A 26,154-nucleotide genomic window follows, 5' to 3' on the forward strand; every position below is an offset into this window, starting at 1 on the left:
CCCCCTACCCGCGCTTCGGCGCGGCGAGCCCGGGCGCCTTCCCCTCGGTCTCGCGCAGGATCTGGTCGGCGCCGCGCGAGAGCAGCTCCTCGGCCAGCGACTCGCCGAGCGCGCGCGCCTCGGCGTACGCGCCGGTCCGCTCGCCGCGGATCACCCGGGTGCCGTCGAGCGAGGCGACCAGCGCGCGCACCGTGATCCTGCCGCCGGCGAGCGTGGCGTGGCCGGCGATGGGCACCTGGCAGCCGCCCTCGATGCGGGCGAGGAACCCGCGCTCCGCCTCGATGCGGACGCGCGTCTCCGGATCCTCCAGCGCGGCGAGCCGCTTCAGCGTCGCCTCGTCGTCGGCGCGCGCCTCCAGCGCCAGCGCGCCCTGGGCCACCGCCGGCAGCATCTCCTCGGGCGGGAACACGTAGGTGGCGTGCTCGGCGAGGCCCAGCCGGCGCAGGCCGGCGTAGGCGAGCACCACCGCGTCCAGCCCCTCCGACGCCTTGCGGAGGCGCGTCTCCACGTTGCCGCGCACCATCTCCATCTGGAGATCGGGGCGGAGCGCCTTGAGCTGCGCCGAGCGGCGCAGGCTGGAGGTGCCCACCCGCGCGCCCTTCGGTAGCGCGGCGAGCGTCTTCCAGCGCGGCGAGCAGAGCGCGTCGCGCGGGTCCTCGCGCTGCGGCACCGCCGCGAGCACCAGGCCCGGCGCGAGCACGGCGGGCAGGTCCTTCATCGAGTGGACCGCCACCTCGGCGTCGCGGTTGAGGAGCGCGTCCTCGATCTCCTTCACGAACAGCCCCTTCCCGCCGACGTCGGCGAGCGGGACCTCGAGGATCTTGTCACCCCGGGTGACCAGCTCGTGGAGCCGGACCTCGAGCCCCGGCTCGCGGTCGCGGAGGAGCTGGGACACGTGGTTCGCCTGCCACTTGGCGAGGGGGCTGCGGCGCGTCGCGATGCGGATCATCCTGTCTCCGTTCATGTTCCCTGGCTGCGGACCGGCCCGGCGCCCGGCGCGGCGGCGGCGCCCTCGGCCCCGCCCTCCCGCCGTTCCCCGCCGGCCGGCTCGTTCTCGATCCCGAACAGCTCCGCGGCGGCGCCCGGGAGCGCGCTGTCGCCGGAGGAGGCCGCCTCCTTCAGGCGCGAGGTCGGCCCGTGGAGGAGCTTGTTCACGATGGCCTGGGCCATGGCCTCGACGCTCTTGCGGCCCTTGTCGTCCAGCTTCCCGCCGACCTGCGCGAGCGTGCGCTCCGCCTCGGCCCGGGCGATCCGCTCGGCGTGCCGGCGGAGCTGCGCCAGCACCGGCAGCGCGGCGCGCGCCTCGCGCTCCTTCGCGAAGGCCATCACCTCGGCCTCCACGATCGCCTCCGCGCGGATCGCCTCCTCCTGCCGCGCCTGCTTGCTGGTCGCGACGACGCGCTCCATGTCGTCCACGTCGTAGGCGTAGACGTCGGAGAGCTCGGCGCAGGCGGGGTCCACGTTGCGCGGCACCGCCAGGTCGATGAGGCAGATGGAGCGGCGGCGCCGCGCCTTCATGGCGGCCTGCACCGACTCGCGCGTCACCACGTAGGTGGGCGCGCCGGTCGAGACGATCACCACGTCGGCCTCGCCGAGGAGCCGCTGCAGCTCCTCCCAGCCGCGGTAGCTGCCGTTCACCTGGGCGGCGAGCGCGAGGCCGCGCTCGGGGGAGCGGTTGGTGACGAGGATGCGATCCGCGCCGAGCACCGCCAGCGCCTTGGCCGAGAGCGCGCCCATCTTCCCGGCGCCGACCAGCAGGATGGCGCGGCCCTCCAGCCGCCCGAAGATCTTCTCCACCAGCTCGACCGCCACCTGCGACATGCTGGTGGCGCCGCGGCCGATCTCGGTCTCGGTGCGCACCCGCTTCGCGGTCGCGAACGCGCGGTTGCACAGGCGCGAGAGGTAGGAGCCGGCCGCCGACGCGGCGCTCGCGAGCCCGTAGGCCTCCTTCACCTGGCCGAGGATCTGCTGCTCGCCGACCACCATCGAGTCGAGGCTGGCGGCGACGCGGAACAGGTGCCGGACCGCCTCCACCCCGTCCTTCGCGTAGAGGTGGTCGCCCGCCGCGGGCGAGCGCTCGGTGAAGAACCGGCGGGCGGCGTCGGGCCGCTCGGAGTGGACGAACACCTCCACCCGGTTGCAGGTGGAGACCACCAGCGCCTCGGAGACGCCCTCCATCGCCTTCAGCTCGCACAGCGCCGCCTTGAGCGCGTCGCCGGTCAGCGCCACGCGCTCGCGGACGTCGATGGGCGCGCTCTTGTGCGAGAGCCCGACCAGGAAGAGGCGGCGGTCGCCGTTCACTGCGCCCCTCCGGTGTGGGCCGACCCCGCGTAGTCCCCGGCGTGGCGCGTGACGCCCGGCACGGTCCTCAGGGTCACCATCGAGCCCAGCACCACCACGAACCCGACCAGGGTGAGGAGCGCGTACCGGCGGCCGTGCCAGCCGGTGTGGCGGAGCTGCACCATGGCGCCGTACAGGATCCACACGCCCACGGAGATGATCTGCTGCGGGTCCCAGGACCAGGGGCTCTTCCAGATCGCGGTGGCGGTGATCGTCCCGGCGACGAGCGCGACGGTGTACGAGACGAAGCCGGCGCGCACCAGCCGCTGGTTGAGCTTGTCCAGGGCGTCGAGCGAGGGCAGGCGGGAGAAGAGGGCGCCGAAGCGCTTGCCCTTCACCTCGCGCTCCTGCAGCAGGTACATGAGCGCCACCGCGAACGCGAGGCCGAAGAGCGCCACGCCCAGGCCCGCGGTGAGGATGTGGATGGTCACCGACTTCTGCCGCAGGGTCTCGGGCGGCACGCCGGGGTGGCCCGGATCGCCGAACATCGCCGGCAGCAGCACCATCAGGATGAGCGGCGTGATGAACGCGCCCACGGTCGGCAGGTGGTAGCGGCGCTGGAGCACGAGGTACGCGCCCGCCAGCAGCCACACCATCAGGACCAGCCCCCCGCGCAGGCTGAAGAACTCGCGGCCGCCGAACTCGGCGCAGCCCACCCCGATGGCGGCGGCGTGGATGGCGAACGCGGCCGCGAGCAGCCAGTAGCCGGCGGTGGCGGCGCGGGCCAGGCGGGGGCGGGCGAAGTACACGATGTAGGACGTGGCGGCCGCCGCGTACATTGCGGCGGCGACGCGCAGGATGATGACGCTCATGGTCGCTTCCCCGCGGCGGACGGCCGGGCCGTCGTCGCGCGCTCTCCGGCCGAGGCTCCGGTCAAGACAGGTTCTCCAGCAGGAAACGGGCGAGGGCCTCCGCCTCCTTCCGACGTTCCTCCAGCTCGCGCGGCAGCGGGGCCTTCCCCCCGCCCGCCGCCCCGCCCTGCGCGCCGGCGCGCGGCCGCCCGCCCGGCGCGGCGACGGCGGCCTGCAGCGCCGCGGCCTCCGCGAGGAACCCGGGCTGCACCTCGTAGGCGACGTCGCCCAGGATGCAGGAGTCGTTCACCGGCTCGGCGCCCAGCTCGCGCAGCTGCGCCGCCGTCTTCACCTTGTGGAGGAGCCCGTGCGGATCGCGCTCCGCGCCCAGCACCGCCATGAACCGCAGCGCGGGCTCGAGCGCGTAGCTGCGCCCCTTTCCTTCTCCCGCCAGGAGGGTCATCACGTTGCCGACGAAGTCGATGCGCCCCTGTTCGGCCCAGCTGTCGAGCATCGACTGGGTGACGAAGAGGAGACCTGCCATGCGCCGTTCCGTTCCGCGGATCCCGCTCGCCGCGGCGCGGAGGCGCGCACGGCGGAGCCGGAAATTAGCACGCCCGCCTCGCCGCTTGCCAGCCTCGGAGCGCGCGGATATGACTCGCGCCAACTTCGGACATCGGGAGATTCCATGGCCTCGAACGACGTCGTAGTGCTGCAGGACTCCACCTTCGAGCAGGAGGTGCTGAAGAGCGACACCCCCGTGCTCGTGGACTTCTGGGCGGTGTGGTGCGGCCCCTGCAAGGCGATCGCGCCCGTCGTCGACGATCTGGCCGCCCGCTACAAGGGCAAGCTGAAGGTCGCCAAGATGGACGTGGACCAGCACCAGGGCGTGCCGCAGCAGTACGGCATCCGCTCGATCCCCACGCTGCTCGTGTTCAAGGGCGGCCGCGTGGTGGACACCGTCATCGGCGCGGACAAGACGCGCCTCGAGGACAGCGTCAAGAAGGCGATCGGCTAGGCGACCGCCGCCCGCTCGCGGCCGCCACGGCGGGCCGCGGGCGGTGCGACCGGGCGGCGGGTGCGGCAAGGTGTCGCGCCGGCCGCCGGAGGCGCGGCAGGCGTCACCCTCAGTTCACGAACCGCCGCATCCCGACGTTCGCGAGCAGGCCGATCCCGCTGTAGATGACGATCACGCTCGACCCGCCGTAGCTCATCAGCGGGAGCGTCACCCCCACCACCGGCAGCAGGCCGATCACCATCCCGATGTTGATGGCGACGTGCCAGAACAGCATCCCGGTGAGCCCCACCGCCAGGAAGTGGCCGAACCGGTCGCGCGCGTTCCCGGCGACGTCCATCGCGCTCGTCACCAGCGCGAAGTAGAGCGCGAGCAGGAGCAGGCAGCCCACGAACCCGTGCTCCTCGGCCCACACCGAGAAGATGAAGTCGGTGTGCTGCTCCGGGAGGAACGACAGGTACGTCTGCGTGCCCTGCCCCCAGCCCTTCCCCAGCCCCTGCCCCGAGCCCACCGCGATCATCGACTGGGTGGCGTGGTAGCCCGCGCCGAGCGCGTCCGCCTCCGGGTTGATGAACGTCTCGACGCGCTTCTTCTGGTACGGCTTCAGGTGCGGGTAGACGAGCACCGACCCGACCACCGCCACGCCCGCCAGCAGCGCCAGCGTCTTCCAGCGCACCTTCGCGAACAGGATCTGGGTGAAGCCGACCGACAGCACGATGAGCGCGGTGCCCAGGTCCGGCTGCTTCAGGATGAGCACCGCCGGGACGAGCGCGATCAGCATCGGCACGACCAGGCGCAGCAGCCCGTAGCCGTCCTTCCGCCGCTCCGCGTCCGACGCGAAGAAGCTCGCCAGCGCGAGCGCCACCGACAGCTTCGCCAGCTCCGAGGGCTGGAAGTTCACCGGGCCGATGGTCAGCCAGCGCCGGGCGCCCATCACGTAGCGCCCCTTCACCATCACCAGCACGAGCAGCACCAGCACGACGGCGTAGAACACCCAGGCCATGCGGTGGAACGCGCGGTGGTCCACCAGCGTGATGGCGAGCGCCAGCACCGCGCCGGCGCCCATCCACCAGGTCTGCGAGATCCAGACCGGCGCGTGCGCGCTGCGCGAGGCGGAGGAGAGGTTCCAGATCCCGATCGCCGAGATGGACAGGACGATCAGCGCGAGGTGCCAGGGGAAGTGCGCGAACACGCGCCGGTGCGGCGTGGCCGCGAGCGAGACGTCAGGCGCCACGGTCCACCCCCGGCACGGCGGCGGACGCGCCGCGCGCGCCCAGCCTGGCCGGCTCGATCGTCCCCGGCGGCGGCGCCGCCGGCGGCGCGGCGGGCGGCGCCGCCTCGGGCGCCGGCCCCTGCGCCGGCCCGGCCCGCTCGGCCGCGTCCTCCGCCTTCAGCTCCATGTACCGCTTCACCAGCGCCGACGCGGTCGGCGCCGCGTTGGACGAGCCGAAGCCCGAGTGCTCGTTCAGGACCACCACCACGATCTCCGGATCCTCCGCCGGCGCGAACGCCGCGAACCACGCGTGGTCGCGCTCGAAGTACGACACCTGCGAGGCCTTGAGCCGCCGCGCGCCCAGCTTCACCACCTGCGCCGTGCCGGTCTTGCCCGCCATGACGTAGTCGGGGGAGCGCTGCGAGTAGGCGGTGCCGAACGGCTGGTTCACGGCCGCGAGCAGCCCCTTCAGCACCGTGTCGCGCGTGGACGGCTTGATGGGCAGCGTGCCGCGCGTCTCCGGCGCGAACGCCTGCACCACCTTGCCGTCCGGGTCCTCGACCCGCAGCACCACCTGCGGCTTCCAGAGCTTCCCGGTGGCGAGCGCGCCGTAGAACACGAGCTGCTGCATGGGCGTGACGTTCACGTCGCCCTGCCCGATGGAGAGGTTCACCGCCATGCCGCGCTGGTAGCCGCCGGCCTGGTGCTTGTCGTGCCAGGCCGCGTCGGGCACCACGCCCGGCACCTCGCCGGCGATGTCGAAGCCGGTGGGCACGCCCAGGCCGGAGAGGTGGCCCCACTTCGCGATGGCGTCGGCGCCGAGCTGCGCGCCCGCCTGGTAGAAGAACACGTCGCAGCTCGCGCCCAGCGCGTGCTCGAAGTCCACGTAGCCGTGGCCGCTGTCCTTGTCGCAGCGCCAGCGCGCCCGGCCCATGGTGAAGTGGCCGGGGCAGTACACCGAGGTGTTCGGCTTGTAGACCCCCTCCTCCAGCGCCGCGATGCTTGTGAGCGCCTTGAAGGTGGAGCCGGGGTGGTAGTGCTGCTGGATGGCGCGGAACAGCTCGGGCTGCAGCGGGTCGGAGTGGATCGCGGCCAGCTCCGCCGAGGTGATGCGCCCGGACATCTTGTTCGGGTCCGGCGCCGGGCGGTCCACCAGCGCCAGCAGGAAGCCGGTCTTCGCGTCCATCGCCAGCACCACGCCGGCGGTGGCGGGGAAGGTCTTCTCGGCGAACTCCTGCAGGCGCCAGTCGATGGACAGCACCAGGTTGCGCCCGGGCACGCTCGGCACCACGCGCTGGTCGGGCGGGATGAGGTCGTCCGCGTCCTCCTTGCGGCGCCCCTTCGCGTCCACCGGCACGCGCTCCTTGCCGTCCACGCCGCGCAGGTCGCGCTCGAAGCGGCGCTCCAGCCCGCGGCGGCCGACGTAGTCGCCCATGTAGTACGGGCCCTGCGGCGAGGCGGTGCGCTGCAGCTCCTCGTTGAGCCGCTTCAGCTCCTCGCCCCCGACCTCGTTCATGTAACCGATGAGGTGGCCGCCCAGGCCGCCGAAGCGGTAGTTGCGGTGCGGGATGGGCTGGACGTCCACGCCGGGCAGGTCCATCTGGCGCGCCAGGTACCGGTCCAGCTCCTCGCGCGTGATGTCCACCTTCACGGTGAACGGGCGGAAGCGCTCGAGCTTGCGCGCCGAGCGGAGCTGCCCCTGCGCCCGGGCCACCTCCTCGGGCGACATCTGGAGCAGCGCCGCCACCCGCGCCAGGATCTCGTCGCACTGCTTGCCGCAGAAGTACGGCGTGAGCGTCACGTCGTACGAGGGCCGCGAGTCCACCAGCACGCGCCGGTTGCGGTCGAGCATCAGCCCGCGGTCGGCGGGGATGCGCAGCTCCTTCACGAAGTTCTCGTCGGCGCGCTCCTTGTACTCGTCGCCGCGGAGGATCTGGAGCTGGTACAGGCGCCCGAGCAGCGTCAGGAACACGAGCACCACGAGACCCGTGGCCCACGCCAGGCGCGGCCGGAACTCCTTCTGCGCCGCACCGGGCGCGCTGGGCGGGATGAGCGACATGTCAGCGCAGGAGCCCCGGCTCCTCGCGGTGGAACAGGCCGTCGATGCGGCGCATGCCCGCCGCCACCAGCGGGGCCGCCGCGGCGGTGAGGAGCGCCTCGAGGAGCATGCGCGGCAGGAGCGCGGCGCCGGGCTGCACCTCCGGGGCCGAGGTCAGCCGGGTGAGCAGCAGGGCGCCGAGCGAGAGCGTCAGCGCGCCCAGCCCGGAGAGCGCGGCGAAGCCGGCCCGCCCGCGCACGTCCACCGCGGCGCCGGCGCCGCGGGCGAGCACGAACACCGCCACCGCCAGGAAGGTCATGAGCCCCTTGGGCGAGCCGGTCATGAGGTCGAGCACGTAGCCGACCCCGGCCGAGGCCACCGAGCCGTCCACGTTCCCGCCCTGCAGGCCGAGGTAGACGATGCAGGCGGCGAGCAGCGAGACCGAGAACGCGCCGCCGCCCACCCAGCGGAGCACCGCCGCCTGGAGCCCGGCCAGCAGCAGGGCGAACACGACGTGCGCGAGCGGCTTCACCGCTGGCTTCCCGGCGCGTACGCGGAGGGCTGCGCCTCGACGGCGCGCTCCGCCGAGGTGATCACCAGCAGCTCCTCGACGCGCGTGACGTCCACCGCGGGGATCACCTGCGCCTCCTGGAACAGGCCGTTCGCGCTGCGCTGCAGGTGCGTGACGCGGCCGACCGGCAGGCCGGGCGGGAACACGCCGTCGGTGCCGGAGGTGACGAGCTGGTCGCCCTCGATCATGTCCTCGGTGCGGAGCGCATAGTCGAGCTTGCAGCCGTCGGGCTTGCCGGTGCCGCGCACGTTGGCGCGCGCGCGGGTGCGGTCCACGCGCACCGCGATGGAGCTGTTGCGATCGGTGAGCAGCAGCACGTCGGCGGTGTGGTCGGTGACCGAGTGCACCCGCCCGACCACGCCCTCCGCCACCACCGCGGGCATGGCGCGGTCCACGCCGTCGGCGGCGCCGCGGTCGAGCGTGACGATCTGCAGGCCGGCCGTGCCGAGGCGCACGCCGATCACCCGCCCGCCCACGTAGGTGCGCTCGGGGGTGGCCTGCGCGAACGCGAGCAGCTTGCGGATCCGCTCCGCCTCGGCGCGCTCGCTGACCAGCTGCTGCTTCTCCATCTGGAGCAGGTTCACCTGCCGTGACAGGTCGGCCGCGCGCTCCTGCGCGTGACGCAAGGCGACGTATCCCCGCCACCCGTCGAGCACGCCGGTGACGCCCCACGCCACCACCCGCTGCACCGGGTAGGTGATCCAGAGCACCACCCGATCCAGGCGGGTGCGCTCGCTGGGCTGCTTTGCGTGGGCGAAGAAGACCCCGAGGGGCACGAGGAGCAGGACCGCGACCAGGATCAGCTCGCGGTACCGCTTGAGCAAGGCGAACACGGGGACTCCGGAGACTCCAGCAGGGCCAAAAACCCTTGCATTTTAGCCCTTGTTGACTAGGGTGTTCAACTTCGCGGCGCCCACCCCTTTCCAGGGCGTTCGTCTTACAACAACTCGGAGCATCGCTTCATGCTCGATATCGTCCGGGCCAACAAGAAGGGCATCCTCTCCTGGCTCATCGTCCTCGGGATCGTGGTGGTGTTCGCCATCAACTTCGGTCCCGGTTCGCTGTCCAAGGGGGGCGCCGGCTGCGGCGGCGCCCCGGCCTACGCCGCCCGGGTCAACGGCAAGAGCATCTCGGCCGCCGACTTCGAGCGGCAGTACGAGAACCTGCTCCGCTTCTACCAGCAACAGGCGGGTGAGGGCTTCACCCGCGAGCTCGCCGCGCAGCTCGGCCTCGGCCGGCAGGCGCTGGGCGTGCTGGTGGACCGCGAGCTGGCGCTGCAGGAGGCGCGGCGCCGCGGCGTCGTGGTCACCGACCGCGAGGTGTCCGAGGCGGTCCACCAGATGCCGGCGTTCCAGGAGAACGGCCAGTTCCGCTACGAGACCTACCTCGAGGCGGTCCGCGCGAACTACGGCTCGCCCGGCAACTTCGAGGCGGCGGTCCGCGACGACCTGCTCTACCAGAAGATCCTGGGCGCGCTCGTCGAGACGGTGAAGGTGCCCGCCACCGAGGTGCGCGCGCAGTGGGCCGCCTCGGCCGACCGCGCCGCGCTGCAGTTCGTGCGGTTCCCCGTCTCCGCGGCGCAGGCCGAGGTGAAGGTGTCCGACGCGGACGCGAAGGCCTTCGCGGACAAGGAGGGCGCGCGCGTCGAGGCGTTCTACAAGGAGAACGCCGACCGCTACGACCAGAAGGCCAGGGTCCACGTCCGCCACGTGCTCGCGCGCGTCGCGCCGGGCGCCTCCGCCGACGAGGAGGCGGCCGCGCGGAAGAAGATCGACGAGGCGGCGGCGCGGGTGAAGAAGGGCGAGGACTTCGGCAAGGTGGCCGCGGCGCTCTCCGACGACCCGAACACCAAGGACCGGGGCGGCGACCTGGGCTTCGTCTCCGAGGGGCTCGCCGACGCCGCGTTCGCCAAGGCCGCGCTCGCGCTGAAGGCGGGCGAGGTCTCCGACCCGGTGCGCACCCCCGCCGGCTGGCACCTCATCCGCGCGGAGGAGGTCGCCCCGGCGCGCCAGGTGACGCTCGAGGCGGCCCGCCTCGACATCGCCCGCGAGCTGCTGGCCCGCGACCGCGCGCAGGCGCTGGCCCGCGAGAAGGCGCAGGCCGCGCTGGACGCGGCGCGCAAGGGCAAGGCGCTCGGCGAGCAGTTCCCGCCCGCCGGCAAGGGCAAGCAGGTCACGCTGGGCGGCACCGTGCTCGCCGCCGAGGAGACCGGGCCGTTCGGCGCCGGCTCGCCGGTGGTGCCGCGCATCGGCGCGGCCCCCGAGCTGGCGCAGGCCGCGCTCGCCGCGAAGGCGGGCCAGGTGCTCCCGAAGGTCTTCGACACGCCGAGCGGCCCGGTGATCGCCGCCGTCGAGCTGCGCGAGTCGCCGGATCCGGCGAAGTTCGAGGCGGAGCGCGCCGGCATCGAGGCCCCCTCCAGGGCATGAAGGCGGAGCAGGTGCGCCGCGCCTGGCTGGAGGAGCTGCGCGGGAAGGCGAGGATCGAGGAGAACGTGGCGCTGCTCGGCGCGACCCAGCCCGCCGCGCCGCAGCCCTAGCGGCGGAGGGCCGCGCTTGGCGCCCCGGCTCGTCCTCGCGTCGCAGAGCCCCCGCCGGCGCGAGCTGCTCGGGCAGCTCGGCCTCGAGCTGGAGGTCCGCCCGGCGGACACCGACGAGCGCGTGCTGCCCGGCGAGGCGCCCCGGGACTACGTGCTCCGCGTGGCGCGCGAGAAGGCGCGCGCGGTGCCCGGCGACGTGGTGCTCGCGGCGGACACCGCGGTGGTGCTCGGCGGCGAGGTGCTCGGGAAGCCGCGCGACGCCGAGGACGCCCGGCGGATGCTCCGCGCGCTCTCCGGCACGCGCCACGAGGTCCTCACCGGCGTGTGCGTCCGGCGCAACGCGAGCGCGCTGGGCGTCGAGCTCGACGCCGTGGTCGCGACCGAGGTCGCCTTCGCGCGGCTCGGCGACGCCGAGATCGACTGGTACGTCGGCACCGGCGAGCCGCTCGACAAGGCGGGCGCCTACGCCATCCAGGGCGCCGGCGGCGCGTTCGTGCAGGAGGTCCGCGGCAGCGTGTCGAACGTGGTGGGCCTGCCGCTCGCCGAGACCGCCGCGCTGCTCCGCCGCGCCGGCTTCCCGCTGCCGTGGGAGCGGCCGTGAGCATCGCCGAACGGCTCGCCGCGATCCGCGCCGAGCTGCCGGCCGGCGTGACGCTGGTCGCGGTCTCGAAGACGCAGCCGCCCGAGGCGATCCGCGAGGCGTACGCCGCCGGCCAGCGCGACTTCGGCGAGAACTACGCGCAGGAGTGGCGCGCCAAGGCCGACGCGCTCGCCGACCTCCCCGGCCTGCGCTGGCACTTCATCGGCGGCCTGCAGACGAACAAGGCGAAGTACCTCGCCGGCCGGGTGGCGCTCGTCCACGCGGTGGACCGGGAGGAGCTGGCGGCCGAGCTGTCGCGCCGCTTCGGGCAGAAGGGCGCCACCGCGCGCGTGCTGCTCGAGGTGAACGTCGGCGGCGAGGCGTCGAAGGAGGGCTGCCCGCCGGACCGCGTCGAGGCGCTGGCGGCCGCGGTCCGCGCGCTGCCGTCGATCGAGCTGGCGGGGCTCATGTGCATCCCGCCGCCCGCCGACGACCCGCGCCCGCACTTCCGCGCGCTCCGCGCGCTGCGCGACCGGTTCGGCCTGCGCGAGCTGTCGATGGGGATGAGCGCCGACTGGCGGATCGCCGTCGAGGAGGGCGCGACCCTGGTCCGCGTGGGCACCGCCATCTTCGGCGCGCGGCCGCCGCACGGCGCGCGCGGCGGCGCCGGCCCGGCTACAGCGGCTTGAGCCGCAGGCGGCCGGCCTCGGTCACCACCACCGAGAAGTCCTGCCCGCAGTAGAAGCAGCGGACCTCGTCGCCGTCGCCGAAGCCGTCGTCGTACGGGTTGTTGGCGGCGCAGTCCGGGCAGTCGAAGTCCTGGAACCGCCGTCCCCTCCCCTCGTCCGACTCGACGTCGTCGTCCTCGTACCCGCGATCGATCGGCACCGCGCTGCTCCCTCCGCCGCGCGCCCGGCCGCGGCTCGGCGCGAGCCTAGACCAGTTCGGGGTGAGGCGCGAGCGAGCGGGCGCCCGGCCGCGTCCCTCGCGCGAGGGGGTGGGAATGCGGGGGACCCTCCCGTCCATTCTGGTCGGAGGGACCACCCCCGAAGGCCGGGCGACCGTGTCGGACGCGCGACACGCCTGTCGCGCTCCCGCATCAGTCGTTGCGCAGCGGCCTTCGAATCCCGAAGAATGTCCGGCTGGCGCGGACGTGGCACCGGCCTTGCTCTGTCTCCGGGTGACCGCGCACCGCTTCGCGCGCGGCGTGGCTCGGAAGAAGCGACTGGAGATCCGCCGCAATGACCAAGACCTGGACCCTCGCCCTCGCCGCCCTCCTCGCCGCGGTCCCCGCCTCGCGCGCCGACGCCTTCGCGCCGGGCGAGGAGACGGTCTTCAGCGTGCGGTACCTGAACCTCCCCACGGGTGAGGGGCGCATCGTGGTCGGCCAGCCCGAGGGCGACGTCTGGCCGGTGATCTTCCAGGCCAAGACCGAGGGCGTGGCGGGGTTCATCGACATCCGCGAGCACCTGGTCTCGTACTGGGACGCCACGGCGCGGATGAGCCGCGGCTCCGACCTGAAGGCGTACGAGGTCGGCGACTACCACGTGGACTCGGCGCGCTTCGACCGGGCGAACGGGCAGGCGACGGTGGTCGTGCAGCGGAAGGGGAAGCGCAAGGAGAAGACCTTCCCCATCGCGGCCGACGCGCACGACCTGACCAGCGCGTTCATGTGGATCCGCCTGCAGCCGCTCACCATGGGGCACCGGTACGAGCTGCCGGTGGTCTCCGGGTCGAAGCAGTTCACCCTCGTGGCCGAGGTGGTCGGCCAGGAGCGCATCGAGACGCCGGCCGGGACGTTCCCCACGCTGAAGGTGAAGGTCCGCACCGCGCTGGAGGGGAAGTTCTCGACCAGCCGCGACTCGTACATGTGGCTCTCCGACGACCCGCGCCACATCCTGGTCCGCGCCTCCGCCGACTTCGCGGTGGGCAGCATCGTCGCGACGCTGAAGAGCTACCGGCCCGGCGGCGAGGTGGCGGCGGCCCGCTGAGGACCGCCCGCCCGGGCGGCGCACGCGCGGGGTGAGCCCGCGCGCTCGCTTGTGCCCGCGAGGCCGGGCGTCCACCTTCGCGGCGTGACCGCCCCCGCGCTCCTGCTCGCCCTGCTCGCCCTCGCCCGCCCCGGCCCGGTCCCCCGGGCCCCGGCGGAGCCGGCGCTCGAGTGGGCGGTGGCGAGCGGCCTCGACAAGCTCCGGCCCTCGGATCCGCTCCCCGCCGCGCGCGCGGTGGACATGGTGGCGGCGCGCGGCGAGTGCGAGTCGGCGCAGGTGGCGGTGCGGCCCCGCGGCGCCCCGCTCGCGCTCGGCGCCGAGGCCGCGCCGCTCCGCCCCGACGAGCGCCGCCGCGGGCGCCGGATCCCGGTCGCGCTCTACCGCGTGGCCACGGTGCGCCTGGCGCGCCCGAGCGGGCCGGACGGCGCCGCCGGGGAGTGGCCGGACCCGCTCGTCCCGGTGCGCGACGCCTGGTTCCGCGAGGCGCGCCGCGCGTTCCCGGTGGAGGTCGCGGCGGGCCGGCTCCAGGCGATCTGGGTGGAGGTGTGCGTCCCGCAGGACGCCGCGCCGGGCACGTACGCGGGCGTGGTGCGGCTCGCGGCGGGCGGCCGGCGCGCCGCCGCGGTCCCGGTGCGGCTGCGGGTGTGGCCGTTCGCGATCCCGCGCACCGGCACCTTCGCCGCGCCGTTCGGCCTCTCCACCCGGCTCGGCACCCGCGCGCTGGGCGTGCCGGACGATCCCGAGGTGGCGCGCGCGCTCGCCGCGGCCGCGCTGCGCCACCGGGTGACGCCCTTCACGCTCTCGGCGGACCCGCCCGACGGCGCCTGCACGGCGGGGCGCTGCGCGCTCGACTGGACGCGCTACGACGCGGAGGTCGGGCCGGTGCTGGACGGGACGCTGGTGCCCGGCGTGCGCGGCGCGTTCGCCGAGGTGCGCATCGCCGGGCGCGTCTGGGACGGCCCGGAGGCGGACCTCGCCGCCACGCTCCGCGCCTGGCGGGCGCACTTCGAGGCGCGCGGCTGGGCGGACCGGCTCTGGCTCTACACGCTCGACGAGCCGCGGCCGGAGCAGCTCGGCGAGCTGGCCCGCCGCGCGCGGCTCGCCCGCGCCGCCGGCATCCGCGTGTTCGCCACCACGCTGCCGCAGCCGGCGCTGGACGGGCTGGTGGACGCCTTCGCGCCGGTGCTGAACGCGCTGCCGGAGGGGCGCGCGCCGCCGCGCGTGGCCTTCTCCTACGCGTCCTGCATGTCGCACGGGTGCGCGGAGCTGCCCGGGGGCGGCCCGCTCCGCGCGGAGATGCTCCGCACGTTCACCGGCTGGCCGGGCTACGAGATCGACCGGCCCGGCGCGGCCGCGCGCGCGGTGGCCTGGCTCGGCTGGCGGCGCGGCCTCTCCGGCGAGCTCTACTACGATATGCTCCAGGCCTGGCGAGGCGACCCTTGGACCGACGTGCGCGCGTTCGCGGGGAATGGCGACGGGACGCTGCTCTACCCGGGGCGGCCGGCCGAGCTCGGCGGGACGCACCCGTTCCCGGTGGAGTCCATCCGGCTCAAGATCGTCCGCGACGCGCTGGAGGACGTGGAGCTCCTGCGGCTCGCCTCCGCCGCGGGCCTCGGCGGCCTGGCCGGCGCGACGGCGGAGGGGCTGGTGCCGGCGCCGCGCGGGTGGGAGCGCGACCCGGCCCGCTGGCTCGCGGCGCGGCGGCGGCTGGGGGACGCGCTCGCCCGGCGGCTCGCGGCCCGCTGAGCGCCGGCGCGCGCGGGGGGCGGCGCAGATGACCCCCGCCGCGCTGCTCGCGCTCGCCCTGCTCGCTCCCTCCGCCACGCCGGCCGCCCCGGCCTGCGGCCCGCCGCCGCTCGCCGCCGGGGCGCGCCCCTGGGGGCCGGGCGAGACGCTCACGTTCGACCTCGACCTGCTCGGCATGGTGCGCACCGGCACGCTCCAGCTCTCGGTGGAGCGCCCCATGTCCGGCGGGCGCGTCGTCCCGCTGCGCGCCCGCGCGCGCACCGACGCGTCCCTCGCCGCGCTCAAGAACGTCACCGCGGTCGGGTTCTCGTGGGTGGACGCGGACACGCTCCTGCCCGAGCGGTACCGCGACGAGGCGCTGGAGAACGGCGTCCGCAAGGTGAGCGACACCCGCCTCGCGCCGCCGGCCGGCGAGGTGGTGGTCGCGTACCGCTACGGCGACCGCGAGGGGAAGACCGCGTACCCGCGCCAGGGCCACGTGCTCGACCCGCTCTCGGCGGTCTACCTGCTGCGCGCGGCGCGGCTCGCGCCCGGCGAGGCGTTCTGCTTCGACCTGGTGGCGAACCGGCGCTTCTGGCGGCTGGAGGGGACGGTCGCGCGGAAGATCGAGCCGGTGGACACGCCCGCCGGCCGGTTCCAGACGCTGCGCGTGGACGCGGTGGCGCGCCGCGCGGACGACCCGGGCGCGCGGGCGCGGCCGCTGCACCTGTGGTTCTCGAACGACGGGCGCCGCCTGCTGGTGGCGGCGGTGAGCGAGATCGACCTCGGGCCGGTGCGCGCGATGCTGGCGAGCGTCCACGGCGCGCGCGCGCCGTAGCCCGACCTCACATCCGCGCGGCGACCTGCGCCAGCCGGCGGCGCACGCTCCCGAGCACGCCGGAGAGGTAGTCGAGCCGCTCGGTGGGCGCGCCGCCCAGCGCGAGCGACAGCAGCCGCTGCTGGCTCGACTCGCCGTCGGAGAGGGCCGCCTCGACGTTCGCCACGTACGCCGCGACCGCGGACAGCGCCGCGCGCGCCTCGCGCAGGTCGTCCTCCAGGAAGTCGAGCACCACGTGCTCGCGCGCGGTGGAGCCGGCCAGGCGCCGGCGGAGCGCGTCCACGGCGCCCGGAGCGGCCGGGGAGACCTCGACGGCCTCGGGCTCCAGGGACTCGGCGAGGGCGACGGCGGGCAGGCGGCTCATGGCTGGCCTTTCTGCGCCGCGCGCGCGGCGCGGCGTCGGACGGTCTCGATGGCGGCCGCGATGCGCGAGGCGCTCTGCCCCTCGGCGAGCAGGTCGCGCACGTCGCGGAGGGCACGGCCCAGCGCGTCCGGCCCCTCCTCGCCGCGGGCGTCGCGGAGCGCGCAGGCGAGCGCGGCCTCCGGCCCGGCGGCGGCGGGCGGCGGCGGCGCGGCGGATGCGCGGGCGGCGGGCGCGGGGACGTCGGGCGCCCGGACCGGGAGCGCGGCGGGCATGGCGCGGCCGAGCAGCACCTCGTCCCCCGGCGCCCGGCCGGCCGCCTCGCGCGGCAGGTACACGCGCCAGAGCGTGCCGCGGTTGTCGCGGTGGAGCGGGCGCGCGAAGCGCTGCTCCACCAGGGCGTCGAGGACGCGCAGCAGCCGGCGCTCGGACAGGCGCAGCCGCGCCATGAGGTCGCGCTTGGCGGCGCGGCACCAGTTGCGCCCCTCGCCGAACGAGAGCCGCAGCAGGTGCAGGTACGCGGCCTGCTCCTCGGCCTCCAGCGCGGTGGCCGCCGCGTCGAACGCGTCGAGCGGGATGGCGACGAAGCCGGCGCGCACCCGGGCGGCGCCGAGCAGCTCGCCCTCGAACGGCAGGCGGCGCATCTCGCCGGGCTCGAGCGCCTCGGCGCCGACCGCGCCGGCGTCGAGCGGGCGCGTGGCGAGCGCCGCGCTCCCGCGGACCCCACGGTAGAACCGATCCGCCCGCGCCATCGCCGCCACCCTCCGCACCGAGGGTCCACGGTAATCGGGCGATATCGAAGGTCAACTTTCCGGCGGCGGCGCCGGGGGCCGGACACGCGACGGCCCGCCGTGGGCGGGCCGTGGGTGACGCGCGGTGGAGCCGGCGGGCTAGATGAGCCCGCGCGAGCGGCGGAGCAGCTCGACCGTCTTCTGGTACTCGATGTCCCAGGCGGCGGTGCCCTCCTGCAGGTGCTTCAGCCGGGCGCGCGCCTCGCGGTCGATCTCCTCGTCCACGTCGAGGTGCTTCTTGAAGATGTTGAAGACCTTCTTGCGGAGGACGTGGTCCTCGGAGAAGACCTCCTCCACGTTCCGGGAGATGAGCAGGAACTCGATCATCTGGCCGATGACGTACTCGATCCCCTCGTCGCCCATCTTGAAGCCGCGGACGTCCGCCATCTCGCGCTTCACCTGGTTGAACCGGGAGTGATCGTAGCCGCGGCGCTCCAGCGCCTCGCGCGTGGCGGCGTTCACCCGCTCCTCCGCGGCGAGGTACTCCTTCATGATCGCCGCCATGTCCATCTCGGCGTCGGCGATGCGCAGGGTCTCCACCTCCACGTCGCCGTCCTGCATGAGGGTCTGTACGACCTCGCGGGCGATCGTCGGGATGACCTTCGGGTAAAGCCGCATGGAGTGTGTCCTTGCCTCGACGCCGCGGTCCGCGCCGCGGGCCGGATGCCGGTGCGAAGACCGCGAAACAAAAGGTAAAGCCGTATAAACCCCGCCTGCCTTCATAGGCAAGAGAAAACAGCGGCTTCTGGCATGTTCCATGCCGCGGGACGGGCGCGCATCGGCCCCCGTGGGCCCGGCCCCGCGCGGGCCCGACGAGTTCACGTTACGTACGGCAGGCGGGCGATCGGCGCGCGCGCCGGCGCCGCGGCGGCGGCCGCCCTCGGGCGGAACGCCGCGCGGCGCCTCCCCGGAAACGGCGAGGGCGGCGCCCGGCGGCGCCGCCCCCTGGACCCGCGCCGGCGCGTGCGACGCTAGCTGGCGTAGATCTTCATCACCTCGGACAGCAGCTTCAGCGCCTCGGCCTTCGGGCGCTGGAACGCGTTGCGGCCCATGATCGAGCCGAACGCGCCGCCCTCCTTCAGGCCGCGGATCTCCTCGAGCACCGCGTCGGTGCCCTTCGCCTCGCCGCCCGAGAAGATCACGATGCGCTTGCCGTTGAACGCGCTCTGCACCACGTGGCGCACGCGCTCGGCCAGCGTCTTCGTGGGGATCTTCTGCTCCTCGTAGACCTTCTTGGCCGCGTCCAGCTCGACCAGGTCCTTGGGCGGCTTCACCTTGATGACGTGGGCGCCCATCTGCGCGGCGATCTGCGCGGCGTACGCGCTGATGTCCACCGCGGTCTCGCCGTCCTTGGAGACGCCGGAGCCGCGCGGGTAGCTCCACACCACCACCGCGAGGCCCATCGACTTCGCCTCCTGGGTGATCTCGCGGAGCTCCTCGAGCTGCGTGTTCCGCGCGTCGGAGGCCGGGTAGATGGTGAAGCCGACCGCGGAGCAGCCCAGCCGGACGGCCTCCTTCACGGAGGCGGTCACCGCCGAGCAGGGCGCGCCGCCCATCTTCGACAGCGAGTCGGAGTTGTTGAGCTTGAGGATGAGCGGGATCTGGCCCGCGAACTTCGCCGCGCCCGCCTCGATGAAGCCGAGCGGGGCCGCGTAGGCGTTGCAGCCCGCGTCGATGGCGAGCTGGAAGTGGTAGTCGGGATCGTAGCCGTCGGGGTTCTTCGCGAACGACCGCGCCGGCCCGTGCTCGAAGCCCTGGTCCACCGGCAGGATCACCATCTTGCCGGTGCCGCCCAGCTTGCCGTGCATGAGCATGCGGTGCAGGTTCGCCAGCGTCCCGGGGTTGTCCGATCCGTACCAGGACAGGATCTGCTTCACGCGCTCGGTCGTGTGCTCGGGCATCTCTCTCTCCAGCGATTTCGGTTGGCGGTGTCGGTGGCTCGGGGGCGGTGCCTGAATTTCGCCCGCAATCTACGGACCCGTGCCCGAACGAGGCAAGGGGAAAAGCCGGCGGCCGCCGGGCCGCGCCTCGCCCTCTCCTCGCGGGCTGCGCAGGTTCTCCTGGTCCACCCGAAAGGAAGGCAACCATGGCCCGTGGAGTGGGAGAGCGTCCGGAGCGGAGCCCCTCGGCGATCCTGTCGGCGGTCGAGTACCCGATCACGCGCGACGAGCTGGCGTCGGCGGCGGCCGAGGCCGGCGCGCCGGCGGACGCCATCAACTTCCTGCGGTCGCTGCCCGACCGGACGTACACGAGCCCGTCGGACGTGCTCCGGGAGTTCGGCGAGGGGAGCGCGCGCTTCGGGATGCACCGGACGGACGTGCGGCACCGGGAGGACCTGGGGAAGGAGGCGGTGGAGACGGGCGCCAATCCGACCCGGCATCCGTAGAACGGGGCTGCGCCCCGCCCCACGGACCCTGAGCCTGTCGAAGGGGCCGCGGGGCCCCACCCCGCTCCGCGGGGCCCGTGACCTCGCGCGCCCGCTGACGCGGCGATTCGGCACGCATGCACCTCACCGTCTCGAAGGCGTTCCTGAAGAAGCTCGACGCCGCGCGCGATGCGCTCTCGCATGCCATGCCGGGCACCACGCGAGAACGTCCTCGAGTCGGCGCTGGAACTGCTCCTCGCCGATCGCGCGCGGGCCGCCACGCCGCGGAGGAGCGTCCGCTCACGGACCGTAACCGTTCGCTCAGGCTCCGTGCCGGCGCGGGAAGCAGCGCGGGACGTACCCGCAGCCCTCGGCGCGGCAGCGGGCCTCGTCGCGACCGAGCTCGGCGGGGGACGGCTCGGCGCCCTTGCGGGCCTCGGCGGCGAGGCGCGGGGCCTCCTGCTCGAAGCGCTCCAGCTCCCTCGAGCTGGGGGTCACGTCCACGGTCCGGTGGTCGCCGCGCAGGAACTGCAGGCGGGCGCGGACGCGGGCGCCGGGGTGGGCGCGGGCGGCGGCGAGCACGTACGCGAGCAGCTGCAGCCGGTAGCGCTCCGCGGCGCCGGCCCTCGGCGTCGCGTACTTGTAGTCCACCACGGTGAGCCCGCCGCCGCGCCGCTCCTGCACCAGCGCGTCGAGCGCGCCGACGAGGTACACGGGCGGCGCGCCGTCGCCGGGGCCGAGGCGCAGCAGGAACGGGACCTCGCGCGAGAGCCGCCCCTCGCGCGCGGCGAGCGCCAGCTCGCGCTCGCCGGGCGACTCGGCGAACCGCGCCACCTCCAGCAGGATCCGGCGCACGCCGGGGCCGGCGGGGTCGTAGCCGCGGCGCGCGGCGGCGGCGGCGAGCTGGGCCCGGCGCTCGAGCGGCGGCGCGCCGAGATCGGTCTCGGCCAGCATGGCGTGCGCGAGCGTGCCGCGCGCGGTGGCGCGGCCGGGGTCGTCGCCGGGCGGCACGCCGGGGGCGCCGCGCGGCTCGGGGATCCCGAGCACGCGGCCGAGCAGGTGGCGGCGCGCGCAGCGAGCGTACTCCGCCAGCTCGGTGACGGCGGCGCGGACGGGCGAGGGCGGCGCGGGGGGCGCCAGCGGCGGCGGCGCGAGCGGCTCGACCATCGGCCCCGGGGCGGGCGCGAGCGTCACCGGCGCAGCGCCGGGCGCGCTCACCTCGGCCATGGGGATCCGGCGCGCCAGCTCCGGCCGCTCCGCCAGCCCGGCCTCCACCAGCCCGCGCCAGGTCTCGGCGCCGGAGCCCTCGCCGGAGAGGACCAGCAGGTCGCGGGCGCGCGTGAGCGCCACGTACAGCAGCCGCCGCGACTCGGCCGCGGCGGAGCGCTTGTCGTCCTCCCGCGCGCGCGCCAGCGCGGCGGTCTCGACGAACGCCTCGCGGGCGGGGTCGAACAGCGCCACGCACAGCCGCCCCTCCCGATCGAGCAGCGCGCGCCGCAGGTCGGCCCGGGCCCGCGCGCCCAGGTCGGGCACGAACGCCACCGGCCACTCCAGCCCCTTCGCCTGGTGCACCGACAGGAGCGCCACCGCGTCGGCCGCCTCCAGCTCGGCCTCGGGCTCGCGCGGCGGCCGGGCCGCCTGGGCGCGCAGGTGCCCGGCCAGCTCCGCGGGCGTGCCGCCGTCCTCGCCGAAGCGCGCGGCGAGCGCGAGCGCCTTCTCGAGGTTCACCGCGCGCCGCTCGCCGTCGGGGCCGGCGAGCAGCGCGGCGTCGAGGTCCAGGGCCTCCACCGCGCGCGCGCACAGCTCGCCCACCGGCACCCGGTCGCGGAGCGCGTGCAGCCCGCGGTACGCGGCGAGCAGCCGGAGCAGGCGGGCCCACTCGTCCGCAGGGATCGCGCGCGGCGCGGCGTCGGGGAGCGGGGTCGTGCCGGGCGCGGGCGCCGCGACGGCCTCGACGACGCCCTGGGCGGCCGCGCCGGCCGCGGCGCGATCGACCTCCGCGGCCAGCTCCGCCGGCGAGAGCCACGGGAGCCGGCCCAGCCCGGCGCGGGCGAGCAGCAGCAGCGATCCCTCGGACACCGCGCACGCCGGCGACCGGAGCAGCGCGGCCCACGCCACCGCGTCCGACGGGTCGGCGAGGGCCGCGAGCAGCTCGCCGAGGTCGCGCACCTCCGGCGCCTGGTAGAAGCCGCCGCCGCGCGCCAGCCGGTACGGGATGCCGGCGGCGCGCGCAGCGCCCGCTCGTACGGCGCGATCTGCGTGAGTCGCCGGAACAGGATGGCCACCTCGCCGAAGCGCGGGCGGCGCGCGGTGACGCCGTCGCGCTCGCGGATGTCCACCCCCGCCGCGCCGGACACGAGCGCCCCGATCCGCGCCGCGATGGCCTCCGCCTCGCGCTCTCGCCGCTCGGCGGCGTTCCCCTCCGCGCCGTCCTCCAGCACCTCGCAGGCCGGCCGGAGCGCCTCGGGGCGCGTGGGGACGAGCCGGTCGTGCTCGCCGAACACGAGCTCGTCGTCGCGCGGCGGCGCGCCGGGCGGCGGGCGGAACGCGCGCGCGGAGACCTCGTTCACGAGGTCGAGCACCGCCGGCGCGGAGCGGTGGTTCTCGGAGAGGTGCAGCACCCGCCCCTCCCCGGCGTCCAGGCGGCGGATGAGGCGCGCGAACACCGCCACGTCGGCGCCGCGGAACCGGTAGATCGACTGCTTGAGATCGCCCACCGCCACCAGCACCGGCCCGGCCGGCCCGCCGCCGGGGCCGGCGACGAGCTCGAACACCTCCTGCTGCACCGGGTTCACGTCCTGGTACTCGTCCACGAGCAGCGCGCGCAGCCGCCCGCGCAGCTCGGCCCGCACCCCGGGCTCCGCGCGCAGGAGGTCGCGCGCGCGGAGCAGCAGGTCGTCGAAGTCCACCGCCCGCGCCGAGGCCTTCCGCGCGGCGTAGCGCGCCTCCGCGTCCTCCACCAGCCGCGCCAGCTCGGCCTGCTGCGGCGCCGCCAGCACCCCCGCCGCGAGCGGCTCCAGCGCCTCCCACGCGGCCGCGAGCGCCTCGCGCGCCTCGCGCAGCGCCGGGCCGTCCGCCTTGAGCACGCGCTTGCCGCGCAGCGCGTCCGCGAGCCCGCCCAGCCGCGCCAGCGCGCCGGCGGAGAGCGCGCCGTCGAGATCGCCGGGCCGGAGCGCCTCGCGGGCGCGCGCGACCGCCTCGACGAGCGCGCGCGCCCCGGCGGTCGCGGCCTCGGCGCGGACGCAGAGCAGCGCGAGCGCGGCCGCGTCGAGCCGCGCGCGGGCGGCGAGGGCGGCCTCCTCGTCGGCGGGCGCGAGCAGGACGGGCCCCCCGTCGCCGCGGGTGGCGCGCTCGCGCAGGAGCCCGCCCACCAGCGCGGGGAGGCCGCCGCGCGCCGCGCCGAGCCCGGCCGCGAGCGCGCGCGCCGCGGGGCGCCCGGCGTCGAGCGCCGCCACCACCGCCGCCTGGGCCGACGCGGCGATCCAGCCGGAGGCGCGGTCCTCGTCGAGCACCGCGACCTCGGGATCGAGCCCGGCCTCGGGCGCGTGCTCGCGCAGGAGCCGGCCGCAGAAGCCGTGGATGGTGCCCACCGCCATCGCGTCGAGCCCGTGCAGCCGCTCCAGCCAGGCGCGGGCCTCGGGTGAGTCCGGGTCCGCCTCGCGCGCCGCGCGGGCGCGCGCCGCGACCGCGCCGCGGAGCCGCTCCTCCAGCTCCTCCGCCGCCTTCTCGGTGAACGTGATGGCGGCGAGCTCGCGCGGCTCGCACGGCGAGCCCAGCGCGGAGCCCTCCAGGAGCCGCACGCACAGCTCCACCAGCGCGGTGGTCTTGCCCGAGCCCGCGCCGGCCGACACCGCCGTCGGCGCCTCCAGGCGGAACAGCGCCTGCGCCGCCGGGCCGAACGTCACCTTCCCGCTCACGGCGCGGCGTCCTTCCCGGCGGCGGCGGCGCCGCGGCCTGCGAGCGCGGCGGTGCCCTGGAACCGGCACACCGCGCCGAACGGACAGCCGTCGCAGCTGCGCGAGGCGATGGGGAACGCGCCGGCGCGGACCTGCCGGACCGTCTCCACCACCGCGGCCGCGAACGGCCGCGGTCCCTCCAGCTCGCCCGGCACCGGCGCCGGCGGCGCGGCCGCGAGCAGCGGATCGCCCGCGTCGAGCGCGACCGGGTCCAGCCGCTCGGCGCGGCGGAGCAGCGCGTAGGTGGCCTCGAGCCGCGGCCGCCCCGGGAACGCGCGCGCCGCCGCCATCAGGTAGGCGGGGATCTGGAACGCGGCGTCGCCGAACGCCTCCGGGTCGAGCCCGTCCGCGTACGCGTCGCCGTTCCGCGCGTTCTTGTAGTCCACCACCAGCAGGCGCCCGGGGCCGGCGTCGATCCGGTCCACCCGCCCCTCCAGCCGCACGCGCTCCCCGTCCCAGGCCAGCTCCAGCGCCGGCAGCGGCCCGCCGCGCCCGAAGCGCAGCTCCACCGCCGCGGGCGCGAGGCCGCCGTGGTCGCGCGCCTCGGCGCGCACCACGCGGTCGAGCCGCGCCAGCACCGCCTCCCGGCGCGCCGCCCACGCGGCGGGGTCGCCGGTCCGCCCCTCGCGCTCGAACCGCGCGAACGCCTCGGCCGCCGCGGCCCGCATCTCCGCCAGGTCGGCCTCGCCGCCGTCCGGCGGCCAGGCGCGCCGCTCCATCCGGCCGCGCACGAAGCGCTCCAGCACCGCGTGCAGGAGGCTGCCCTCGTCGCGCGGGTCGATGTCGAGGTCGGCGGCGGCGCGATCCGGGAGCCGCAGCACCTGGGCCAGGAAGCCGCGGAACGGGCAGCGCGCGAAGCCCTCCAGCCGCGTGGGAGCCCACTCCTCCGGGAGCGCGGCCGCGAGCGCCGCGAGCGCGGGCGCGTCCACCTGCCCCGCGAACGGCGCCGGCCGGCGCGCCAGCACCGCGTCGCGCCGGGCCGCCTCGATGGCGCCGCGCCGGAGCGCGTCCGCGGCGCGCGGCCCGAGCGCGGTGCCGGCGAGCGCCGCCGCGCCGGCGTCCCCTGCGCGCGCCGCGGCCCGCAGCGCCGCGCGGACCGTGCGCGCCCGCGCCAGCGGCGGCTCGGCCGCGGGCGCGGCGACCTCCGCGCCGGCGGCGGCCAGCGCCTCGGCCGCCAGCGGCGCGAGCGGGCCGCCGTCGCCGGCGGGGCCGGGCGCCGCCCAGGTGATCGCGACCACCTCGCGGCCGGCCGCGAGCGCCGCGAACGCGCGGTAGGTCGCCTCGGCGCGCCGCGCGCCGGCCGGCGCCACCGCGGCGCGCCGCAGCCGGCGGTTCAGCGCGAGCCGCTCGGGATCGCGCAGGAGCGGCTCGGGCGGCGGCGCGGCGGGGAAGGCGCCGCGGCCGGCGCCGGTGACCACGACCGCCCGCGCCGAGAGGCCGGGCGCCTCGTCGAGGCCGGACAGCTCCACCGCGCCGGCCGCCGGCTCCGGGCCGGGCGGGAGCGCCGCCTGCTCGAGCGCGAGCCCCAGCCGCTCCAGGAACGCCGCCGGCGCGAGCGCCGCGCCGCCCTCGCCGAGCAGCGCGGACGCGCGCACCACCGCCTCCGCCGCCTCCTCCAGGCCGGCCAGCGCGGCGAGGTCGCGCGCCACCTCGGCCCGCGGCCCGCGCGCGGCCCGCCGCCGGAGGCCGGACGCGTCCAGGAACGCCGACAGGCGCGCGGCGTGGGCGCGGGCCGTGCCGGGCGCGGCGAGCGGGCGGAGCGCGGCCTCCAGCGCCTCGACCGCGCCGGCGGCCCGCGCCACCGCGGCGCGCTCGCGCCCGGCGGCGCCCCCGAGCCCGGCCAGCCGCCGCCGCAGCGCCGCCGCCGGCGGCCCCCGCCCGTCGAGCGCGCCGGCGCGGTCGAGAACCGGCCCCACCGCGCCGCCGCCGGGCGCCGCGAGCCAGCCGCTCGAGAGCAGCCGCTCCGCGGCCGCGCGGCCCAGGCCCCCGGCCGCCGCCAGCGCCTCGCGCGCCCAGCGCACCAGCGGCACCTCGGCGAGCGCGGGGCCGCGACCGGACGCGAACGGGATGCCGCGCGCGGCGAGCGCGCGCGCGAGCGCGGGGCCGGCCCGGCGCGGCGCCGGCGAGACCACCGCCACGTCCTCCGGCGCGAGCCCGCCCGCCAGGAGCCGCTCCACCGCCTCGGCGACCGCCTCCGCCTCCCCCGCCTCGCCCGCGCCGGGCAGCGCCAGCACGTGGCCCTCCGGCCCGCCGGCCCGGCCGGCGCCCCGCCCGCCGGCGAACGCGGCCAGGAGCGCGGAGGGCCGGCCGGCGCGGTCGGCGCCGTCCACGTGCGGCAGGACCAGCTCCACGTCGCGGCGGGAGGCCACCTCGTGGAGCGCCTCGAGCCGCCGGAGCAGCGGCTCGGCGGGCGCGCACAGGTCGGGCCGCTCCGGGAAGTACGGGAGGTGGACGCGGCTCCGCCGGGCGCGCGCCATGAGCGCGGCGACGAGGTCCCACTCCGCCGGCGCGAGCGCGACGTGGCCGTCGAGCAGGAGCAGGTCGAGGCCGGCGGTCTCGGGCGAGGCGGCCCCGCGCGCCGCGGCCGCGGCGGCGGTGCGGGCCGCCCCGGCGCGATCGAGGGCGCCGAGCGCGGCGAGCCGCGCCTCGTACGCGGCCAGCGCGTCCGCCAGCGCCCGGATCCGGCCGGCGGCCGCGGCGGGCAGGTCGCCCTCCTCCGCGGCGGCGCGCGCGTCGGACGCCGTCACCTCGGCGCGGCGCAGCTCCGCGAGGGCCGCCGCGAGCGCGGCGGCGAGGCCGCTCGACGCGCGCAGCCCGGCGAACGGACCGCCCGCCTCCGCCCCCGCCCCGGCCGCCAGCAGCCGCTCGGCGAGCGGCGGCAGCACCGCGCGCCGGTCGCCGGAGGCGGCGAGCAGGCCCGGCACGAGGCGATCGATCGTGGAGACCGAGGGCCCGAACAGGAGCCCGCCCTGCGCGTCGCACAGCCGGCGTGCGGCACGGACCGCCGCGAGCGGCGTGGGGACCAGGCAGAGGACGGGCACGC

At 76.5% G+C, this 26,154-nt stretch carries 24 protein-coding genes and 1 pseudogene; 9 read left to right on the plus strand and 16 right to left on the minus strand.

Going from position 1 to position 26,154, the window contains the following annotated elements; all coding sequences use genetic code 11:
- Positions 1–4: 4 nt before the first annotated feature.
- The 4 genes from hemC to ACOQFB_RS14380 all read right to left on the minus strand — a co-directional run bounded on the left by hemC (position 5) and on the right by ACOQFB_RS14380 (position 3,675).
- Complete coding sequence (gene hemC / locus ACOQFB_RS14365) at positions 5–949, minus strand: hydroxymethylbilane synthase (RefSeq protein WP_421610797.1); 945 nt, start codon at positions 947–949, stop codon at positions 5–7.
- An 11-nt stretch (positions 950–960) separates the two neighbouring features.
- Positions 961–2,301, minus strand: coding sequence for a glutamyl-tRNA reductase (hemA, locus tag ACOQFB_RS14370; RefSeq protein ID WP_059438135.1), 1,341 nt, complete (start codon positions 2,299–2,301; stop codon positions 961–963).
- Positions 2,298–3,152 carry a cytochrome C assembly family protein gene (locus ACOQFB_RS14375; RefSeq protein WP_059438134.1) on the minus strand — a complete coding sequence of 285 codons (855 nt, stop codon included), beginning with the start codon at positions 3,150–3,152 and terminating at the stop codon, positions 2,298–2,300. Before ACOQFB_RS14375 ends, hemA begins: the two co-directional genes overlap by 4 nt.
- Before the next feature lie 61 nt (positions 3,153–3,213).
- Positions 3,214–3,675: a hypothetical protein gene (locus ACOQFB_RS14380; RefSeq protein WP_059438133.1), complete on the minus strand. Its 462-nt coding sequence runs from the start codon at positions 3,673–3,675 to the stop codon at positions 3,214–3,216.
- Positions 3,676–3,819: 144 nt separating this feature from the next.
- Here ACOQFB_RS14380 and trxA point away from each other — a divergent pair, with 144 nt between their 5' ends.
- Complete coding sequence (gene trxA / locus ACOQFB_RS14385) at positions 3,820–4,149, plus strand: thioredoxin (protein ID WP_011421548.1); 330 nt, start codon at positions 3,820–3,822, stop codon at positions 4,147–4,149.
- Between the two features lie 109 nt (positions 4,150–4,258).
- Here trxA and rodA read toward each other — a convergent pair whose 3' ends face one another.
- From rodA to mreC, 4 genes are read right to left on the minus strand one after another with little or no spacing between them, the layout of a single operon-like run.
- Positions 4,259–5,380: a rod shape-determining protein RodA gene (rodA, locus tag ACOQFB_RS14390; RefSeq protein WP_059438132.1), complete on the minus strand. Its 1,122-nt coding sequence runs from the start codon at positions 5,378–5,380 to the stop codon at positions 4,259–4,261.
- Positions 5,370–7,418: a penicillin-binding protein 2 gene (gene mrdA, locus ACOQFB_RS14395; protein WP_421610796.1), complete on the minus strand. Its 2,049-nt coding sequence runs from the start codon at positions 7,416–7,418 to the stop codon at positions 5,370–5,372. Before mrdA ends, rodA begins: the two co-directional genes overlap by 11 nt.
- Before the next feature lies 1 nt (position 7,419).
- Entirely contained in the window at positions 7,420–7,929 is a 510-nt protein-coding gene (locus ACOQFB_RS14400) for a hypothetical protein (RefSeq protein ID WP_011421551.1), read from the minus strand.
- Entirely contained in the window at positions 7,926–8,801 is an 876-nt protein-coding gene (gene mreC, locus ACOQFB_RS14405; RefSeq protein ID WP_421610795.1) for a rod shape-determining protein MreC, read from the minus strand. The genes ACOQFB_RS14400 and mreC overlap by 4 nt, the downstream gene beginning before the upstream one ends.
- A gap of 129 nt (positions 8,802–8,930) precedes the next feature.
- Between mreC and ACOQFB_RS14410 the strand changes: the two genes are divergently transcribed.
- The 3 genes from ACOQFB_RS14410 (at position 8,931) to ACOQFB_RS14420 (ending at position 11,773) form a co-directional block, all read left to right on the plus strand.
- Complete coding sequence (locus tag ACOQFB_RS14410; protein WP_494492257.1) at positions 8,931–10,394, plus strand: SurA N-terminal domain-containing protein; 1,464 nt, start codon at positions 8,931–8,933, stop codon at positions 10,392–10,394.
- Between the two features lie 126 nt (positions 10,395–10,520).
- Entirely contained in the window at positions 10,521–11,105 is a 585-nt protein-coding gene (locus ACOQFB_RS14415) for a Maf family protein (protein WP_421610793.1), read from the plus strand.
- Entirely contained in the window at positions 11,102–11,773 is a 672-nt protein-coding gene (locus tag ACOQFB_RS14420; protein ID WP_421610792.1) for a YggS family pyridoxal phosphate-dependent enzyme, read from the plus strand. Before ACOQFB_RS14415 ends, ACOQFB_RS14420 begins: the two co-directional genes overlap by 4 nt.
- Here the strand turns inward: ACOQFB_RS14420 and ACOQFB_RS14425 are convergent.
- On the minus strand, positions 11,760–11,972 hold the full coding sequence (locus ACOQFB_RS14425) for a hypothetical protein (protein WP_059439105.1): 213 nt from the start codon (positions 11,970–11,972) through the stop codon (positions 11,760–11,762). The two genes, ACOQFB_RS14420 and ACOQFB_RS14425, sit on opposite strands and share 14 nt — an antisense overlap.
- Before the next feature lie 353 nt (positions 11,973–12,325).
- Here ACOQFB_RS14425 and ACOQFB_RS14430 point away from each other — a divergent pair, with 353 nt between their 5' ends.
- The 3 genes from ACOQFB_RS14430 (at position 12,326) to ACOQFB_RS14440 (ending at position 15,638) form a co-directional block, all read left to right on the plus strand.
- Entirely contained in the window at positions 12,326–13,075 is a 750-nt protein-coding gene (locus ACOQFB_RS14430) for a DUF3108 domain-containing protein (RefSeq protein WP_059439106.1), read from the plus strand.
- Positions 13,076–13,159: 84 nt separating this feature from the next.
- Positions 13,160–14,821, plus strand: coding sequence for a DUF4091 domain-containing protein (locus tag ACOQFB_RS14435; RefSeq protein WP_421610791.1), 1,662 nt, complete (start codon positions 13,160–13,162; stop codon positions 14,819–14,821).
- Positions 14,822–14,849: 28 nt separating this feature from the next.
- Positions 14,850–15,638, plus strand: a complete 789-nt coding sequence (locus tag ACOQFB_RS14440; protein WP_421610790.1) for a DUF3108 domain-containing protein — start codon at positions 14,850–14,852, stop codon at positions 15,636–15,638.
- Between the two features lie 7 nt (positions 15,639–15,645).
- On the opposite strand, the gene ACOQFB_RS14445 is transcribed toward ACOQFB_RS14440, so the two are convergent.
- From ACOQFB_RS14445 to ACOQFB_RS14460, 4 genes are all read right to left on the minus strand, one after another.
- Positions 15,646–16,002, minus strand: coding sequence for a hypothetical protein (locus tag ACOQFB_RS14445; protein ID WP_421610789.1), 357 nt, complete (start codon positions 16,000–16,002; stop codon positions 15,646–15,648).
- Positions 15,999–16,751 (minus strand): hypothetical protein, encoded by a 753-nt coding sequence (locus ACOQFB_RS14450; protein ID WP_059439475.1) that lies wholly within the window; start codon positions 16,749–16,751, stop codon positions 15,999–16,001. The genes ACOQFB_RS14445 and ACOQFB_RS14450 overlap by 4 nt, the downstream gene beginning before the upstream one ends.
- Positions 16,752–16,889: 138 nt before the next feature.
- On the minus strand, positions 16,890–17,408 hold the full coding sequence (locus ACOQFB_RS14455; protein ID WP_011421561.1) for a DUF507 family protein: 519 nt from the start codon (positions 17,406–17,408) through the stop codon (positions 16,890–16,892).
- A gap of 353 nt (positions 17,409–17,761) precedes the next feature.
- The gene (locus tag ACOQFB_RS14460) at positions 17,762–18,691 is read right to left on the minus strand and encodes a class I fructose-bisphosphate aldolase (RefSeq protein WP_012525398.1); all 930 of its coding nucleotides are present in this window, start codon (positions 18,689–18,691) and stop codon (positions 17,762–17,764) included.
- 185 nt (positions 18,692–18,876) lie between these two features.
- On the opposite strand from ACOQFB_RS14460, the gene ACOQFB_RS14465 reads away from it, so the two are divergent.
- Together ACOQFB_RS14465 and ACOQFB_RS14470 are read left to right on the plus strand one after the other, a co-directional pair.
- Positions 18,877–19,176: a DUF2795 domain-containing protein gene (locus ACOQFB_RS14465; RefSeq protein WP_421610788.1), complete on the plus strand. Its 300-nt coding sequence runs from the start codon at positions 18,877–18,879 to the stop codon at positions 19,174–19,176.
- A 101-nt stretch (positions 19,177–19,277) separates the two neighbouring features.
- Positions 19,278–19,455 (plus strand): annotated as a pseudogene (locus ACOQFB_RS14470) (HNH endonuclease); the annotation flags it as partial.
- Positions 19,456–19,476: 21 nt separating this feature from the next.
- Here the strand turns inward: ACOQFB_RS14470 and ACOQFB_RS14475 are convergent.
- From ACOQFB_RS14475 to ACOQFB_RS14485, 3 genes are read right to left on the minus strand one after another with little or no spacing between them, the layout of a single operon-like run.
- A complete protein-coding gene (locus tag ACOQFB_RS14475; protein ID WP_494492258.1) occupies positions 19,477–20,943 on the minus strand; it encodes a PD-(D/E)XK nuclease family protein in 1,467 nt (488 codons plus the stop codon).
- Positions 20,880–23,072, minus strand: coding sequence for a UvrD-helicase domain-containing protein (locus ACOQFB_RS14480; protein ID WP_494492259.1), 2,193 nt, complete (start codon positions 23,070–23,072; stop codon positions 20,880–20,882). The genes ACOQFB_RS14475 and ACOQFB_RS14480 overlap by 64 nt, the downstream gene beginning before the upstream one ends.
- A complete protein-coding gene (locus ACOQFB_RS14485) occupies positions 23,069–26,152 on the minus strand; it encodes a PD-(D/E)XK nuclease family protein (RefSeq protein WP_494492260.1) in 3,084 nt (1,027 codons plus the stop codon). The genes ACOQFB_RS14480 and ACOQFB_RS14485 overlap by 4 nt, the downstream gene beginning before the upstream one ends.
- Between the last annotated feature and the right edge of the window lie 2 nt (positions 26,153–26,154).

The organism is Anaeromyxobacter sp. Red801 (genome assembly GCF_049201065.2).
Classification (GTDB): Bacteria; Myxococcota; Myxococcia; order Myxococcales; family Anaeromyxobacteraceae; genus Anaeromyxobacter.